At 48.3% G+C, this 17,104-nt stretch carries 14 protein-coding genes; 5 read left to right on the forward strand and 9 right to left on the reverse strand.

Annotated elements, in window-relative coordinates; translation table 11 throughout:
- Nucleotides 1-65 precede the first annotated feature (65 nt).
- Nucleotides 66-1,568 carry an L-arabinose isomerase gene (gene araA / locus DXT99_RS09755; RefSeq protein WP_115565357.1) on the forward strand — a complete coding sequence of 501 codons (1,503 nt, stop codon included), beginning with the start codon at nt 66-68 and terminating at the stop codon, nt 1,566-1,568.
- 136 nt (nt 1,569-1,704) lie between these two features.
- Here the strand turns inward: araA and DXT99_RS09760 are convergent, their stop codons facing one another.
- Complete coding sequence (locus DXT99_RS09760) at nt 1,705-2,394, reverse strand: HAD family hydrolase (protein ID WP_115565462.1); 690 nt, start codon at nt 2,392-2,394, stop codon at nt 1,705-1,707.
- Nucleotides 2,395-2,803: 409 nt separating this feature from the next.
- On the opposite strand from DXT99_RS09760, the gene DXT99_RS09765 reads away from it, so the two are divergent.
- Entirely contained in the window at nt 2,804-3,604 is an 801-nt protein-coding gene (locus DXT99_RS09765; RefSeq protein ID WP_115565358.1) for a hypothetical protein, read from the forward strand.
- Between the two features lie 89 nt (nt 3,605-3,693).
- Here DXT99_RS09765 and DXT99_RS09770 read toward each other — a convergent pair whose 3' ends face one another.
- Together DXT99_RS09770 and DXT99_RS09775 are read right to left on the reverse strand one after the other, a co-directional pair.
- Nucleotides 3,694-4,533: an MBL fold metallo-hydrolase gene (locus tag DXT99_RS09770; RefSeq protein ID WP_115565359.1), complete on the reverse strand. Its 840-nt coding sequence runs from the start codon at nt 4,531-4,533 to the stop codon at nt 3,694-3,696.
- A gap of 123 nt (nt 4,534-4,656) precedes the next feature.
- Nucleotides 4,657-5,511 (reverse strand): metallophosphoesterase, encoded by an 855-nt coding sequence (locus tag DXT99_RS09775; protein WP_115565360.1) that lies wholly within the window; start codon nt 5,509-5,511, stop codon nt 4,657-4,659.
- Between the two features lie 451 nt (nt 5,512-5,962).
- Between DXT99_RS09775 and DXT99_RS09780 the strand changes: the two genes are divergently transcribed.
- The 3 genes from DXT99_RS09780 to DXT99_RS09790 all read left to right on the forward strand — a co-directional run bounded on the left by DXT99_RS09780 (nt 5,963) and on the right by DXT99_RS09790 (nt 9,336).
- Complete coding sequence (locus DXT99_RS09780; RefSeq protein ID WP_115565361.1) at nt 5,963-6,214, forward strand: hypothetical protein; 252 nt, start codon at nt 5,963-5,965, stop codon at nt 6,212-6,214.
- Nucleotides 6,215-6,465: 251 nt separating this feature from the next.
- Complete coding sequence (locus DXT99_RS09785) at nt 6,466-7,944, forward strand: M14 family metallopeptidase (RefSeq protein WP_246000622.1); 1,479 nt, start codon at nt 6,466-6,468, stop codon at nt 7,942-7,944.
- 159 nt (nt 7,945-8,103) lie between these two features.
- Nucleotides 8,104-9,336, forward strand: a complete 1,233-nt coding sequence (locus tag DXT99_RS09790; RefSeq protein WP_115565363.1) for a nucleoside recognition domain-containing protein — start codon at nt 8,104-8,106, stop codon at nt 9,334-9,336.
- Between the two features lie 240 nt (nt 9,337-9,576).
- On the opposite strand, the gene DXT99_RS09795 is transcribed toward DXT99_RS09790, so the two are convergent.
- From DXT99_RS09795 to DXT99_RS09825, 6 genes are all read right to left on the reverse strand, one after another.
- Complete coding sequence (locus tag DXT99_RS09795; RefSeq protein ID WP_115565364.1) at nt 9,577-10,758, reverse strand: SH3 domain-containing C40 family peptidase; 1,182 nt, start codon at nt 10,756-10,758, stop codon at nt 9,577-9,579.
- 62 nt (nt 10,759-10,820) lie between these two features.
- On the reverse strand, nt 10,821-12,080 hold the full coding sequence (locus DXT99_RS09800; RefSeq protein ID WP_115565365.1) for a DUF819 family protein: 1,260 nt from the start codon (nt 12,078-12,080) through the stop codon (nt 10,821-10,823).
- 83 nt (nt 12,081-12,163) lie between these two features.
- Nucleotides 12,164-13,243 carry an aminotransferase class I/II-fold pyridoxal phosphate-dependent enzyme gene (locus tag DXT99_RS09805; RefSeq protein WP_115565366.1) on the reverse strand — a complete coding sequence of 360 codons (1,080 nt, stop codon included), beginning with the start codon at nt 13,241-13,243 and terminating at the stop codon, nt 12,164-12,166.
- Nucleotides 13,243-14,256 (reverse strand): dipeptide epimerase, encoded by a 1,014-nt coding sequence (locus tag DXT99_RS09810; RefSeq protein WP_115565463.1) that lies wholly within the window; start codon nt 14,254-14,256, stop codon nt 13,243-13,245. The genes DXT99_RS09805 and DXT99_RS09810 overlap by 1 nt, the downstream gene beginning before the upstream one ends.
- Nucleotides 14,257-14,697: 441 nt before the next feature.
- Nucleotides 14,698-16,053, reverse strand: a complete 1,356-nt coding sequence (locus DXT99_RS09820) for a D-alanyl-D-alanine carboxypeptidase (protein WP_246000623.1) — start codon at nt 16,051-16,053, stop codon at nt 14,698-14,700.
- Nucleotides 16,054-16,074: 21 nt separating this feature from the next.
- The gene (locus DXT99_RS09825; protein ID WP_115565368.1) at nt 16,075-17,052 is read right to left on the reverse strand and encodes an N-acetylmuramoyl-L-alanine amidase; all 978 of its coding nucleotides are present in this window, start codon (nt 17,050-17,052) and stop codon (nt 16,075-16,077) included.
- Between the last annotated feature and the right edge of the window lie 52 nt (nt 17,053-17,104).

The following is a 17,104-nucleotide window of genomic DNA, read 5'->3' on the forward strand; positions in this document are numbered from 1 at the left end:
CACGTTTCTGTAGCAACGCCTTCTTTTTAACTTCATCAATTATTGTATAAAGCACACTTAATCATATGATAGATCTTAAAAAATTCGAAATCTGGTTTGTAACAGGCAGCCAGCATTTATATGGGGAAGAAACCCTGCGCCAGGTAGCAGAACACTCGCAGCAGATTGCTGATGGCTTAGACCAGGCTGGTCAGGTTCCGGTAAGGGTTGTTTTCAAACCGGTGGTGAAAACCACGGAGGAGATATACAGCATCTGCCAGGATGCGAACGTAGCGGAGAACTGTGTGGGTGTTGTGGCCTGGATGCATACCTTCTCTCCTGCCAAAATGTGGATTGGCGGACTGAAGATTCTAAAGAAGCCGCTCCTGCACCTGCATACCCAGTTTAACCGCGACATTCCGTGGAACTCCATTGACATGGATTTCATGAACCTGAATCAGAGCGCGCATGGCGACCGCGAATTCGGATTTATGGTATCCAGGATGCGCATCAACCGCAAAGTAGTGGTAGGGCATTGGGAAGAAGATTCCGTGCGGGAGCAGATTAGTGCCTGGAGCCGCGTTGCCTGTGGCTGGCACGACTGGCAGGGTGCTAAGTTTGCCCGCTTCGGCGACAACATGCGCTATGTGGCTGTAACGGAGGGAGACAAGGTAGAGGCTGAGATGAAGTTTGGCTTCTCTGTGAACACTTACGGCATCGGCGACCTTGTAAAGGTAATCAATGAGATTAGCGACCAGTCCGTGGATGCGCTGACGCAGGAGTATGAAGAGCGCTATGCGGTGATGGAATCGCTGCGAAAAGGCGGAGACCAATACCAGAACCTTAGGGATGCCGCCAGAATCGAAATTGGATTGCGTACGTTCCTGGAGGATGGTAATTTCAAAGGCTTCTCCGACACCTTTGAGGATCTGCACGGCATGATGCAGCTTCCGGGTATAGCAGCCCAGCGCCTGATGGGCCAGGGCTATGGTTTTGCCGGCGAAGGCGACTGGAAAACGGCCGCGTTAGTTAGAGCCATGAAAGTAATGGGTAGCGGGCTGGAAGGCGGTAACGCTTTTATGGAAGACTATACTTACCACTTCGACCCGAACAACCAACTGGTGCTGGGCTCGCACATGCTGGAAATAGATGAGTCTATTGCCAACGGAAAGCCTTCCTGCGAGGTGCATCCGCTGGGCATTGGTGGTAAAGCTGACCCGGTGCGCCTGGTGTTTAATGTGGCTGGTGGCCCGGCACTGAATGCCTCTATTGTGGATATGGGCAACCGCTTCCGTCTGCTCGTGAACGAAGTAGAGGCCGTAGAGCCGCAGCACGACCTGCCAAACCTGCCGGTGGCCCGTGTACTCTGGAAACCGTACCCGGACATGAAAACAGGCTGTGCCGCCTGGATACTGGCCGGAGGCGCGCACCATACCTGCTACAGTCAAAACCTAAGTGTAGAGCAGCTCCAGGACTTTGCTGACATAGCTGGTATAGAGTGTGTGTCAATTGACAAGGAGACACGCCTGCGCCAGTTGCAAAATGAACTGCGCTGGAGTGAGGTGTACTACCAATTGAACAAGAGTTAAAAACTTACCTCTGAAAATAGAAAAAGCAGGCACAACAGCCTGCTTTTTCTATTTTATACCTTTCATCACAAGTACAGGAAGCGAATCTGAAGATGCGTCACCTACTGTATGCCACCGGATGGATTTCGGCGACAGGTCATTTTTGGGGTGCTTCAGTATGCTTCTGGAAGAAATTTTTGGTTAGCGCATCCTCATAGTCCTTGATATAACCAATCACATTATCGTACTGCTCAAAGTCTTCTTTGGGATGGGCCGTGGTGATAACAATACATTTCATTCCTGCATTCTGCGCTGCCTCCACTCCTTTTGGGGCATCCTCAAACACGATACAATCTGCCGGATCAAACTGCAGTTTCTCAGCGGCAATCAGGAATGTCTCCGGGTCTGGCTTACTATTTTCCACATCATCCGCGCTAACAAGGGCATCAAAATACTGCCGGATGTCCAGGTTATCCACAATAAAATCAATGTTATCGGCAATGGCGGCTGATGCAATCGCCATTTTGACGTTATGTGCAGCGGCCTCTGCTAAGAAACTGTGCAAGCCGTTAATCAGCTTCAGGTGCGGTTTGTAAGCCTCCTGGTAATATTTTTCTTTTTTTACAGATAACTTATCCGCTTTTTCGTCTGAGAAATGGTCTTCGCCAAAAATACGATTTAGCACTTCACGGTTCTTCCCATACATCTGCACTTTCACCTCATCCCAGGTTAAATCAGCGCCTAAATCTTTTGTCAGTATCTGATGCCAGGCTTCGGCATGGTAGTGCATATCATCAATTATAGTTCCGTTTAAATCAAACAGAAAAGCTTTCGTATTTTCCTTCATCATGTTTTTATTTTACCTCTATTTCCATCGTATACTGTTTCCTTTACAAAATCATAACAATCAAGTAACATTTAGAGTAAAGGGTGCAGAAGCATCTCGTAGCAGGATTGCACGAATATTAGAGCATTATTATATTTAATTGTTCGGAAATAACAATCTACTTTAACAATACACGACAAACCATTTACTGAACGCAACAGTGATAGGTTTCTTTGTGCCAAATGATTTGTGGGTTATTTTTAAACACTCAGCAGCAAATACATTATAATTTAAAAATACTTCAATTAAAACAGTAATAAAACTAGTGCAGGCTAGTGTGTAGTACATCAATACGGTGTCATTCGGGAATCACCATTTTAAGACTCCGGTGACTTCTAAAGCTTAATTTTATATTATCATAAGATACTATATGGAGAATATGGGAAAAAATTTTGCAATCAATCTAAATGTTAACATCTCTTTTGTTACTCGCTTTTTAGGTGCACTGATAGGGCTGTGCATTTTCATGGCTTTCGTTAGAGGCTTTTATATTTATACAACCGGCAATAACACTGAAGATAGTTTGCTGATGAAATTCAATATGGATTTCGAACAGACTCTACCGACCTATGTTTCCACTATTAATTTGTTTATAGCATCCGCTTTGTTAGCATTGGTAAGCAAGTTTAAAAGAAGCATTCAGGATAAATACTGGCTGCACTGGAGTATTTTGTCGTTTGGTTTTTTATTTCTCTCGATTGATGAAAGTATAAGCCTTCATGAACTTCTGGTAGACAGTGTTATACTAGATTTATTTAATATTTCAGAACAATTCCACATAGGTTCGAGCATTCTGATACTAAGCTGTGCCGTTATAAGCATCTTGTTTTTTTCAAAGTTTGTACTTCACCTTCCAAACAAGACAAAAGTACGCTTTATCATTTCGGGAGTAATCTTTGTGTTTGGAGCAGCAGGTATGGAGGCAATAGGAGGTTATATTTTATCTGATGGGTATCAAAAGGTAGCTTATAATATAGGTGTTATCATCGAAGAATCTCTGGAAATGACTGGTGTTCTTCTCTTCATACGGGCCGTGCTATATTATATAAAAGAAAACCTTCTGGAAATTACCCCGCTATTTAGTAAGGCATCCGAGATACCAACAGAAATACCCCATAGCAATAAAACGAGAGTAGCAGTGCAGGAAGAACAATTAGTTCAAGGCAGTTAGAGCATATTATTCAGCCGCCCCCTGGTATTCACTAAAGCTTTTCTGAAATACAATAGCAATAAAGTAATTCAACGCCTCTGCTCCTGTGTTTAGACCAGCAAGTCATCAAATAAGCTGGTTTGTTTGCCATGGCTCACTACGGCTTTTGCAGGAGCACCCTCAGCGTATATAATATTGTAAACCGGTGTTTCCTCAAAGCGCGATGCCACGATAACCTCAGTTCCATCGGCGTGTGTGGTAAACAGTTCCTTTACCAGGTTAGGGCAGTTGTTGTCTTTTGACAGGTGAGAGAGCAGCACATGGCTCATAAAAGAAGGTTTGTAGGCAGCAAACAACGTTAGGGCCTGCCTGTTGGAAAGATGCCCTCTCCCGCCCCTGATGCGGTTCTTCAAGTAGTAGGGGTAATGCCCCCGGTCCAGCAGCTCGTCATCATAGTTGGCTTCCAGAAAGGCCGCATGGCACTGCCCGAAATGAGAAATGAGCTGATCGCAGGGTGCCCCAATATCCGTAAATACGCCAATCTTTATACCCTGGCAATCCACCACAAAACTGTGCGGGTCTGCGGCGTCGTGGTATTTAGGGAAAGCTGTAACAGAGATTTTACCTATCTGCACCGGCTCGTGTGCCTGAAAATACTGTATAGAAACTCCACTGAAATCAAGCCTGCACCCTTGCAGTGTACCGGGGGTGATGTAAACCGGCAGCTGGTATTTCTTCGCCATCACCGGAATGCCTTTGATGTGATCGGAGTGCTCGTGCGAAACGAATATTGCCTTCACTTTACTCATAGACAGCCCCAGGCGCTTCATCCGCTTTTCTGTTTCGCGGCAGGAAATTCCCGCATCCACTAAAATAGCCTCTCTCCCGTTCCCGATATAATAGCAGTTCCCGTTGCTCCCGGAATTCAATGATGTGATAGACAATTGCATAAGGCTACAAAGTAACCACAATTCAGCCTGTTATTCAACCTGCTGCAGCGCTTATTATCAGTAGATTATTTTTTTATGCGCTTCATTCGTTCCACGGGAAAATCTTAGGAAACTGTCACCAGTTTAAACATGATAGTTAAAAAGGATTATTTCCGACCTTGCATCAAAGCGCAAAGGAATAGTAGACGTACCAAAGCCTTTTGATACATAGAGGTAAGGCGCGCTGGCGTTATACCAGCCATTTACATAGTCACCAGACATGCCGGGTAACACCGGCACATACCCCGGTAGCCTTATCTGTCCGCCGTGTGTATGCCCTGCAAAGATATAGCGGATATTCAGCTGCTCAGAAACGCTGCGTTCCTTATTTATCTCCGCCATCTTCTCTTTAACCGCTTCCTGCTGGAGCGGACTATGAATAAGCAGCAAGTGATGCTCTTCACGTCCTATATCTTTCACGGCAGCTTTAAAATGGCTTTTCCCTTCAATAAAATCGTCTAAACCCGTCACCATGATACGGGTGTTTTGGATAGTGTATGCTTTTGATTCGTTTACCAGTAAATCAACCTGATGCTTTTCGTAGGCTGCCTTTACATGCTGCAGGCTCCTGTCCGCCTTGTAGTCGTTGTTCCCGGGAATAGCCACTTTCTTTATATGCCGATGGAGCAGACCTAAAAATTCATCCATAGCCTCCACCTTACCGGTGGAGTCAAGCATGTCGCCCGTAATTAGAATAAGGTCTGGCTGGAGTTTGTTTACCTTTACCGCCAACCTGTGATACTGAGGAAGTAAAATTTGCCTGATGTGCAAATCCGTCAGCAGGACAAGCTTTAGCTTTTTACTGCTCCTCTTATTCCCGATATCAAACACCTTCACTTTAAAAAAGTACTTCTCCAGGATGATAGCGTCCAGTAGCAGCAAGCCAGTTGTACCCGCTGCCAAGGTCCCCAAAATCCATTTTATATTTTTCCGAGCCATGTATACCTATTGGTTATCGAAACTTATACTTCTTGGCTAAGCAACATGTTCCCTCCATACATGTTGAGTAGCCAAGAAGCAAGAGTTTATGAGAAGCAAAAGCAGTGAAAATTTATTTACAGTATAGCTTTTTCAGCAGCTGAGGAACGGGGCTCATACTGACCCGGTGATATAGCTTCACCTAAGGAATATGTAGAGAAAATTGCTTGTCGATTCCAAAGAATAAAGAATATTCAACTTTTTATATAAACATACGTAAAACCCTTACACCCTAGACCTTAACGATAGTGAGTTGAATTTTCAGCCCTCAGGCTCTCCTCCTTCCGAGCTAGGTTCAAACAGCTTACCGCTTCTAGTAATACAAATTAATGTTTTCATAATAGCATACATTTTTTAGTTTAAAGTAGCTTTTTGACCTTTATCTTATTGGCACTAAAAGTAAATCGCTGTCATGGACCTAAATGACTTTCAAATCCTGACCTCAGACGTAAGAGCAGAAGCAGTCTGGGTATATGGCTCTTTCCTGGCAATCCGGTCAGAGGCAGACCATTATGTTGCGCTATACCACATGGGAAGCTTCTTTGTTGAAGTATGGTATAGTCCTGTAGCCGGTGAAATAGCCCATACCAATGGTTTTAGCAGTGCGGCTTTTTTGGACCCTTACCTGCAGATGATAGATATTTCAGAGGCTGTGGTGGCCTGAATCCTTCCTCTTCCCGCCATAACCTTTCTTCCTTTCAGCATAAGCGCCACGCTTCCTGCAGTTTCAGCAATGCCCGCGCACTTTCACGCCATTGCCATACGCACATAAAAACCAGCAACCACGAGGCAGGACTAGCGCCTGCTTTACCCACACATACCCCGTACATATAAAAGATTTGTGTTGCTGCTGCGTTAACCAGGCATCTTTATTAACTTGTCGTAAAATAGAGCCATTTAAAAACCTGTGGCCCGATGCAAAGACTTCAAATTTTCTTACTCCTGTTCATGACACTTTTCGAAGCGCAGTGCCAGACAATGTCCAGTGCTGAAGTAGCGCAGCAAGCTTTCAAACAGCATTCCACTTACAAAGAACCCGCTATACAGAACCGGCGGTTTAAGCACCAGGATATTGTGCCGCTTCTGGAGCAACTGAAGCAGCACCCGCTGTTTGAGGTGCAGACAGTTGGCAAATCAGTGGAACAGCGTGATCTGTACCTGGTGAAAGCCGGCACAGGAAAAACCAAGGTTATGCTCTGGTCCCAGATGCACGGTGATGAGTCCACCGCTACCATGGCGCTGTTCGATCTTTTCAATTTTCTGCAGCAGTCCGACCAACTAGACCCAATCCGGCAGCAGATTCTGCAGAATATGACACTTTACATCGTGCCTATGCTGAACCCGGACGGGGCAGAGCAGTTTAAGCGCCGAAACGCACTGCAACTGGATCTGAACCGGGATGCACTGCGCTTACAGAGTCCGGAAGCGCAGTTGCTCAAAAGCCTGCGCGACAGCCTGAACCCGGAGTTCGGGTTTAACCTGCACGACCAGAGCCGCCACTACACGGTTGGCACCACCTCCAAACCCGCTACCATTTCGTTTCTGGCTCCCGCTTTTGACCATGCCCAAACTGTAAACACCGTACGCGATCGGGCCATGCGCACCATTGTGGGCATGAACGAAGCGCTGCAGCAACTGATTCCGGAGCAGGTGGCCAAGTACTCTGATGAGCACGAGCCACGGGCCTTCGGTGATAATATCCAGAAATGGGGAACCAGTGTTATCCTGATAGAATCCGGCGGGTATCAGGACGACCCGGAAAAACAGCTCATTCGCCAGCTCAATTTTGCTTCTATCGTTTCCGCGCTGCACCTGATCGCGGAAAACGGCTATACCAACTATGCCTTAGAAGATTATTATAAGATACCGGAAAACGAGCGCTACCTGTACGACGTGGTGGTGCGGAATGTGCGCTATGGAGACAATGACAGGAACATTCTCCTGGACTTCGGGATCATCCGCGATGAGGTGCCTTCTCCTAACGACAAAGGCTTCTACCACCGCAGCAGTGTGCAGGAAATCGGGGATATGAGCGTTTTCTACGGCTATGAAGAACTAAATGGAGAGGGCTTGACGCTGGTGCCGGGAAAGGTATACAGCAAACACTTCAAAAGCATTGCAGCCCTGACACCGGAGCGTAGCCGGGAATTGCTGGCAGAAGGTTATACCACTGTCCGGATAGAGAAGCTTTCTTCCCCCAATATTACTCCTTCTGACTTACCACTGAATGTAACAACCCTGAACAGCAAGCTCAACCATACACTTCGCCTGGAAGGCGGTGCTAATTTTGTACTAAAAGGTGCAGATGGAAAAGTAAAATATGCTATTGTGAATGGCTTTGTATATAACCTGCAAGGTGATAAACCCGCTCTCTTCCATGGCCTGGTGCTATAATTAAGAAGTTTTATAGCATCGCCTTTCACCTGACACGAGGTGAAACATACGCTTGATAAAAACTATATCAACCACTGGCTATACTTATAATGCCAGTGGTTTTTTTATGATGGATGGCTTTGTAACTTACACGCTCATTCCATACCGATCTAAAATTGCATGGTTCTTAATTATCTGTGGGCAAGTTTCTTCCTGATTGCTTTCTGCATTGCTTTATTTCAGCTTATCTTTTTCCAGAACACCACTATTTTCCAGGAGCTTGTCACCAGCACGTTCGACAATGCCAAACTTGGTTTTGAAATCTCGCTCGGCCTCACGGGCGTTATGACACTCTGGCTGGGGTTGATGAAGGTGGGAGAGCGCGGAGGCATCATCGCCATTTTTGCGAAGATAGTAGGCCCGTTTTTTAACCGCCTGTTTCCTGAGATCCCCAAAAACCACCCGGTGTTTGGTTCTATCCTGATGAACTTCTCCGCCAATATGCTGGGCCTGGACAATGCCGCCACGCCACTTGGCCTGAAAGCCATGAAGGAAATGCAGGAGCTGAACCCCAGTGAAGATACTGCTTCCAACCCCCAAATTATGTTCCTGGTGCTGAATACCTCTGGCCTGACGATCATCCCTATCAGCATTATGGTGTTCCGGGCACAGTTGGGTGCTGCCGATCCTTCTGATATTTTTATCCCTATTCTGCTGGCCACCTTCTTCTCTACCATGACAGGTTTGATAGCTGTGGCGCTTTACCAGCGCATCAACCTGTTTAACCCCGTTATTCTGGCTTACCTGGGCACCTTGTTGTTGTTGATTGGTGGGCTTATCTACTATTTCAGCACCATTCCACAGGAGCAGATCAGCGTTATTTCTATGGTTGCCAGTAATGTGATTCTGTTCTCCATCATTGTTTCTTTTATCACGCTGGCCTTAATCAGAAAAGTAAACGTGTACGAGGCCTTTATTGAGGGTGCTAAAGAAGGCTTTTCGGTTGCCATCACCATCATTCCTTACTTAGTAGCCATTCTGGTGGCCATAGGGGTATTCAGAGCCTCCGGCGCACTGGATATGTTAGTAGATGGCCTGGGATTTCTTATTGCCGCAGCAGGCTTTGATACTGATTTTGTTCCAGCTTTACCGGTTGCCTTTATGAAACCTTTGAGTGGCAGCGGAGCCCGGGGTATGATGGTGGAAGCCATGAATACCTACGGCGTAGATTCTTTTGTGGGTCGACTGGCTGCTTCTATCCAGGGCTCTACGGAAACTACCTTCTATGTGCTGGCGGTGTATTTTGGCTCAGTAGGTGTCCGGAAAACGAGATATGCGCTTACCTGCGGGCTTGTGGCAGACTTAGCGGGCGTAATTGCCGCCATCTTTATAGCTTATCTGTTCTTTCATTAAGAAAGCGATACTTGATGTAATGAGGCCTGACCTGGCGCGGGAATCTATCCCGTGACGTGCAGTGGGTGCGAGTCTCCAGACTCGCTTGTGTAAGCTGAATGTTGTGTGTTTTGTAGCAGGAAGAGAGGTAGAAAAAAACTGTTACTTGTCCCTGTCACCCTGTAAAGGATCTTGTGCATTACTTACAAGTGGGCCACAAGATCCGTTGCTGGATGAAAGAACAGAAAAACTTAAACAAGCCTACTCGTAGAGCGAAGCGGTGCGTAAATCCAGTGTTTCCTGTGGAGAAATGCGCTTTGCCCGCAGGAAGCGCTTCAGTTCACTCGCCTCAAAATTCTGAGAAGCTGGATTCATACTGCTAACACGCACTTTTCCGGATGAATGAATAAACTCCTGATCGCCGCCAATCCACATGCCTACGTGCACCACGCGCTCTGGCTTGCCGTCTTTGGCAGGTATACCAAAGAAAAGTAAATCGCCCGGGCGCATATTCTGCCAGCCTTCTGAGGTATCTACCAGTTCTCCCAGGTGTACCTGCTGCGAAGCGTCGCGCGGCAACACCAACCCATTCATGAAATATACTGTCTTTGTAAAACCGCTGCAGTCTACACCTTTAAAGGAGGTACCGCCCCACAGGTAGGGCAGCCCGAGAAGTCCCTTGCTTGTCTGTACCAGGTTCTCCTCCGTTGGCTGGCGGCTGGCTACCCAATCTTTATACCTGATGGCAGTGCTAGCAGGCACATACCCTGTGCGCCCGTCCGGGAAGGAAACCTCGTAAAAATCCTGTGCCTGCTCCTCTAACAGCATCACATCACCATATACCAGGTCAGAAACGGTAGCTCCTGCAGCATCTGGCGCGGCATAGGCAAACCCATAAGGGTTTGTATAGAGTAGTTTATTACCTTGTTGCCAGTTACTGAAGTTACTGCTGTTCATGAGCGTAATCCCTCCTTCATCTACCCAAGCCAAGTACTTATCCGGCGTCTGCACCAAATACCAGCTCCCCTCCTTTTTCCAGACCTGAAGCGGGGTACCCATCGTGGCCTGTGTGGCCAGTTCTGCTGAATGCTTCGGCTGTGAGCGCAGGTTGGCTACCGAAATGGTGACAATAGCCTGTTGCTCCCCTCCCAATTCTGCTTCGGGCAACACCTGTATGCTATCCACATAGGGCAAATTAGCTTCCTGTAGCTGCTTCAGCAGCGTCGCTTTCGCCTCGGGTATGTTGGTTTCGCCACGAAGCACATTGCCATGCTGTTCCACCTGGAACAGCGCTACACGTTTGTCAGGCGCATACTGCTGGCGTACGGCATCCACATGAGGCTGTAAGGCAGTAGCCTCCGGAGCAGATGTTTGCAGCGTGGTATTGCCTGCAGCACATGACATCAGAAAGCATAACAGAAGTAAAAACGGGCTCTTTCGCATGAAACAAGGGGTTTGATATAATACTTTAACGAATTATGCAGGGTATGCAGTTCATTCTTTCTTTATGGGGCCACCATCTGCATCAGAATACCACAAATATAGGCGGCATACGTTCCGATGGCATAGCCGAAAATAGCCAAGAGCACACCAACCGGGGCCAGCGCAGGATGAAAAGCACTGGCAATGATGGGCGCAGATGCCGCTCCGCCAATGTTCGCCTCACTTCCCACCGCCAGGAAAAAGAAAGGGGCTTTGATAAGCCTTCCGACGATGACCAACAAAATTAAATGGATGATAACCCAGATAAAGCCGATCAGGAACAGGCCAGGCTGGCTCACAATAGCAGTAATGTCCATTTGCATACCAATGGTGGCCACTAACAAGTACAGGAAAACAGAACCAATACGCGAGGCACCTACTCCTTCCAACTCACGGGCTTTGGTAAAAGACAGCAGCACGCCAAGCGTGGTGGCGATAACCACCAGCCAGAAAAAGCCGGAGGTAAGGCTGAACTGCTCCAGGTAAGGCGCGTTGGTTTCAATCCAGGGGGCAATGATATCGGCAAAAAAATGGGAGATACCCGTAATGCCTAAACCCACTCCTATGACCAGCATGGTATCAGGCATAGTTGGGATCCGCATAATGCTGAGCCTGTACTTCTCCACTTTTTCCTGAAGTTCGTTTACAGCGGTACTATCCGCTCTAAAAAATTTGTCTAGCTTCTCTGCCTTACCAGCTCCGAACAGCAGCACTGCCAGCCATATATTTCCCACAATCACATCCACCGCAATCATAGCAGAAAAGAGGTTTGGGTCGGGCTGGAACACTTCAAACATCGCCAGTTGGTTGGCGCCGCCTCCAATCCAGCTGCCGGCAATGGTGGCTAAGCCTCGCCATACTGCGTTGGGTCCGGCTCCTCCCACTATTTCAGGGGCAAAGGAAGATACAATCAGTATAGCCAGCGGGCCACCAATCAGAATACCGAAGGTGCCGGTAATAAACATGACGCCAGCCTTGTGCCGCAGTTTCCAGATTTCTTTCAGATCAAGACTGACGGTGAACAACACCAAACTGGCTGGCAGCAGGTAGCGCGAAGCGACATGATACAGCCCCGACTGCTCCCCGGATATCACTCCGAAAGAGTTTAGAAGGCTCGGAAGCAGGTAACACATCAATACAGAGGGTACTACGGAATAGAACTTCCTGAAAAAAGGATGCTTGCTGGAAGATGTTTTGAAAACGAAAGCCAGAATCAATACTAAGATGCCCAATACAACGGCATCGTTGGTGATAAGAGGTGTTTGTTCAGAGACTTGCTCCATAAAGTTCTAGTATCAGAAAAATAAAAGAATTCCTGAGCTTTAAGCGCAGAAGGTACTGTTGTTGGATAAAAACCTGTTCCGGCCTATGTGGGTGCAGAACTAAAATCGTTGATCAGGTCCGTCAGGCGCTGCAGATCTTGGCTTGTATGCAGGCTGTTCAAAATAACGCGCGTAATAGGTTCATGAGCGGGCGTCGGATAGCGGAAGCTGGAAATGAGCACGTGGTGGTGCTGCAGGTATGCGCAGAGATCTTCTCTGTGCGTGCTAAAGACAGGATAATGGTCAAAGAAGTTAAACATTTCAGGCCGCTCGAGCCTTTCCCGGAAATAAGCAATATTGTAGAATAACTTTTGCCGGGCCTCCGCGAAAACTTCCTCGCAATGGTTGAAGGCGAAAAGGTAGGATGGCACAGCAGGCGAGGCTCCACCAAAGTAGGGGCTCGCCGTCAAAGCTGCTATCAACTGCCTTTCTCCCAGAATAACGCCGGCCGGAATACCAAAGGCTTTCCCGAAAGAACTTACCACTATCAGACGCACGTGCGGCATTTGTGGCAGTTGGCTGTATATGCCGGCTCCACCCGCTCCGGTTACGCCAAACCCATGGGAGTCGTCGATGATGAGGGTAAACTGCTTTTCCGGAGGTAGAGAAGTTAACCAGTTGAAGGAGTAGTTCCGGGCCTGCAGGGGATCAAGTGAATTACAGACAAGCACAATGTGATGCTCCGGCATAGCCAGCACCTCCTGTAGCAGCCAATCCACCCACTCCTCAAACTCATGAGTTGTATTTGGCGCATCTTTCGGGCTGCGCCATACCGCCGGATGCGTACCGGGGGCATACAGGAATCGCCCGCTGCCCTGCAGTGTCTGTACCAGCGTCTGGCCTGCCAGAAAGCCGGAGGACATGGTTAGAGCTGCTTCCGCCCCGGTATATGCCGCCAGATAGCTTTCCGCCTCTTCGTACACCTTCAGCCGAAGATTTGAACGGCGGGAACTGGAGTAATTGGTGCCATACTGCCGCATCCCTTCCACCAGGCACTGCCGGAATGCCTCGTTGCAGGAGATGCCGAGGTAAGAAGTGCCGCTGTAATACAGGTATTCGGCTCCGTCTACCATTAGCGTGCGTCCCGGTAGCTGGTCAGTATGTACATGATCAGGTTCAGACATCAGGCAAGCAGGGTGGTTCCGGTTCCGTTTTCGGTGCTGTAGCTTACTTTGCCGTAGTCGATGGTCACACCCGAGGCAATGTCCTCTCGCAATAACAGTGCACCGTCCATATCCACATAATCAAGCAGCGGCAAAAGCTGTGCAATGGCCGATATACCGACTGTGGACTCTGTCATGCAGCCGACCATTACCTTCATGCCCAGTTCTTTGGCTTCAGCAATCATCCGGCGGGCGGGTGTCAGTCCGCCGCATTTTACCAGCTTCACATTCACCCCATGGAAATGACCGTGGCACTTCTTTACATCGGCTTCGGTAATGCAGCTTTCGTCGGCAATAAGCGGCAACGCAGAGTGCTGGTATACTTCTTTCATGCCTTCCATATCGTCGGCCTTCATTGGTTGCTCTATGAACTCTACGCCCAGCTCCTTCAGCTGATGCGAGTTTTCAATTGTTTCTGCCACACCCCACGCACAGTTGGCATCTACCCTAAAAACGGCGTCCGTATGCTTGCGCAGTTCTTTCACTATGGCAACATCGTCCGGAGTGCCCAGTTTTATTTTATAGAGCGGCCACGGACATTCCTTCAGCTTTTTCACCATGTTCTCGATGGTATCAATGCCGATGGTATAATCAGTCAGCGGCAGCTGGTTCGCCTCCAGGCCCCACAACTGGTACAAAGGTTTGCCGTGCATTTTGCCGAAAAGATCATTCGCAGCCATATCGAGGGCACAGAGCGCAAAGGGATTATCCGACAGCAAGGGCTGCATCTGCGCCCAGAATTCCTCCGGGCTGGTAAGTTCTGCTGCTTCTATCTGCTCCCTGATATTCTCCAGGGCCTGGGTCATGTTCTCAATTGTGAAGCCGTAGTAAGGATTACTGGTGGCTTCGCCATACCCTTTATGCTGCCCCTGCTGCAACTCCACAATCAGGGTTTCCTGCACATCACGTGAGTCGTAGGAGATGGTGAAGGTGTGTTTGAGCGGGAGATTGAAATTACGAATGGTCAGTTTCATCATAGTTCTGTTTGAGATAGGGAAAATATGCACTTTTATTTATATCTGCCACATCAGGCCTGTATTTAACTTATAATTGGCCAGGGAAAGCCGCTTTTAGGGAGGCTATAGCTGAATAAACTCTCAGGATGTCATTAGCTGCTCTACTTGCTCTTTCGGACACACTTGCTCTTTCGGACATCTTTGTCCGAAAGCTACCTGAAGGGGATTTCCTAATCCCCGTGCTCCAACATAACTTCCATAATCATCCTGACATCCTATTCGGATGTAATCTGCTGAAGATATCTGTTTCCCTGTACTACACGCAGGCTACTACTAACGCGGACTAGGAAGTCCGCTTCAGGTAAAGTTCCGGACAAAGATGTCCGAAACAGCTAAAAATCTTTGCTTGGAACAGCAAAAGGAACAGCACAAAGCATACCAGGAAGCACAAAAATTCTATCAATACCTCTCATGCACTTCCGTCATAATGCGCACCATTTCTTCACGAATTTCGGAAGTTGAAACAGCATAATTGTTATTCATGAAACTGAAGAGCAGCATTTTCCCGCTTTTGGTGAAGATGTAGCCGCTCTGGTTGTGCACATGCGACAGTGTGCCCGACTTACCGAACACATAAGGAACATCTGCTTTATAGATATTGCGGAAGGTCCCTAATTGGCCTCCGGTAGCTAAAAGGGGCAACAAACGATCGTCAGGCCGCTCCTGCCGCAGCTTTTGCAGCAGGGCAATAATGCTGCGCGGGGTAAACAAGTTCATGGTAGATAAACCCGAACCATCCACCCACACCGGTTTATCCGGCAAATCAGCCAGAAACGTCTCCAGCGCATACGCAATGCCGCGCTCCACCGATAAGGTATCGGAGATAGTACCGGAGCATAGTGCCATGAGCTGCTCTGCCAGCAGGTTATCACTCACCTTCAGCATGCGCCTGTAAACTGTGTCGGCAGGCAAACCGTATAGCGTCTGCGCATCTTGCGGCACAGGCCGCTTCAGCCACTCCACGGGGCGCTTCAGGGTATCTGCCAGCAGTTGCACTGTCATTTCAGGCGAGGTGATAAAAGGTACTTCTACTGAGAAATCATCCTTGGTGGCTTTCGGGTAAAATGTGAGGTCGTTTGTGCGCAACTCCCGCACAAAAGCACCGCTCCGCGAAACGCCTACAGTATCTGCTTTCACGAGCGGCTCAAACCATGCAGGAGCAGTGGTATAAGGGTTTGCTTCTTTCCTGGCAAACTTGATAATGTTGCCGTGTATGGGAAACACGCTCCGCTCCGGCTGGTAGTAATAGTTATAGTCATCCCAGCCCCAGTTAACTGCGAAGGGCGTACTGGCAAATGGCGCCTCTATGTAAAACAGTTTCTCAGGCCGGTTCTTCAGAAAATCATACGCGATGGTGTTCTTTACATCCATGTGGGTGAAGGTAGGGTCACCGGTCCCCCAGAACAGCAGCGAGTCGCCCCGCACCGCATACTTTAGTGCCGGGATAGAGTCTCCCAGCATTTTAAGGCAGGCGTAGAAGGTAAAGAGTTTCGTGTTAGAGGCGGGTACAAAGAATTTGTCCGCGTTGTGCTCCACCACCATCTGCCCCAATTCCGGATCGTATAATGCAAAACCTACAAAACGCTGCTTCAGCACCTCCGACTCCAGCACCTGTCGTTTGATTTCAGCCGGCCCATACGGGGCAGAGGCAACTGGTGTATGTTTTGGGGTACTGCAAGCCAACAGCAGGCAGGAGCACAGGAAAGAGAGAACGTACTGCCGGAGGCAGAAAAGAAAGGGTTTAGGTAACATCATAGATTCTTTTGCGGCGAAGATTTAAAGGTACTTTTTGTAAAGGTTGTAGAGCACGATTTTATCCTGCTCTGTTAGTACAGGCGTGATATCCGTCTGTATAAAATGCAGCTTAAAGGCACGGATAGCGGCTTCCTTGTCCTGTACATCATAGCCAATGATGCGGAGCGCCTCCTGCGGATTGAAATGCGCCGGATAAAATTCAGGTACCACAACGGTGGCGCTGTCAAGAATAGCCATACTGTCAACCGTGGCAGTGCTGTCAGGAGCAAGCGCAATAGCCATCGTGTCGGGTGTAAGCACTGTGACTGTCGTGTCCGGGGCAAGCGTTGCAGCATGCAGGAAATAGTCGTCCAGAACTCCTTCATCATACCACAGGCCATACCCGTTTTCAGCCAGGAGCTTCCAGGGGAATGTCGGGTTCGGATCTTCTTTCCGGACAGGCGCGATATCGGAATGGCCGATAAAGTTGGCTGTTGGGATGTGGTGCGTCTTCTTCAGAATAGCCAGCACTTTCAGCAGGCTGTTGATCTGTGCTCCCGTAAAGGGCTCCGCACCATTGTTGTCGAGTTCTATACCGATAGAGGAGGAATTCAAGTCGGTGTTATTGCCCCATTTGCCGGAACCGGCGTGCCATGCCCGCATGTAATCGTGCAGCATGTGGTAAACTGCGCCATCCTTGCCAATCACATAATGGGCGCTTACCTGTGTTGCCGGCTCTGTAAAGGTTTTCAGTGTTTGCTCTGTAGAATTCTGCGCGGTGTGGTGGATGACCACATAGTTTGGCCTGCGCATGCTGAAATTGGTGGTGCCGACCCAGTAATTCCCCTGCTGCAGTGTTTCCTCTTCAGGGTTCAGCGCCGGGAATGTACGAAGCGCCTGCGTATGTGCCTTCACCTGCTTTTTGTGTGCCCTGTTCGTAGCTGCATAAGGGTTAGATGAGCAGGAAGCCGCCATACCTGCCAGCAGCAGAAAAAGCAACCTGCGTGTATTCAGTCTCATAAGGAGTATTCTAGTTTTTCTAGTGTAAAAAATTCTACGCCACCATCAGTTG

Origin of the sequence: Pontibacter diazotrophicus (assembly GCF_003367245.1) — a bacterium.
GTDB classification, from domain to species: domain Bacteria; phylum Bacteroidota; class Bacteroidia; order Cytophagales; family Hymenobacteraceae; genus Pontibacter; species Pontibacter diazotrophicus.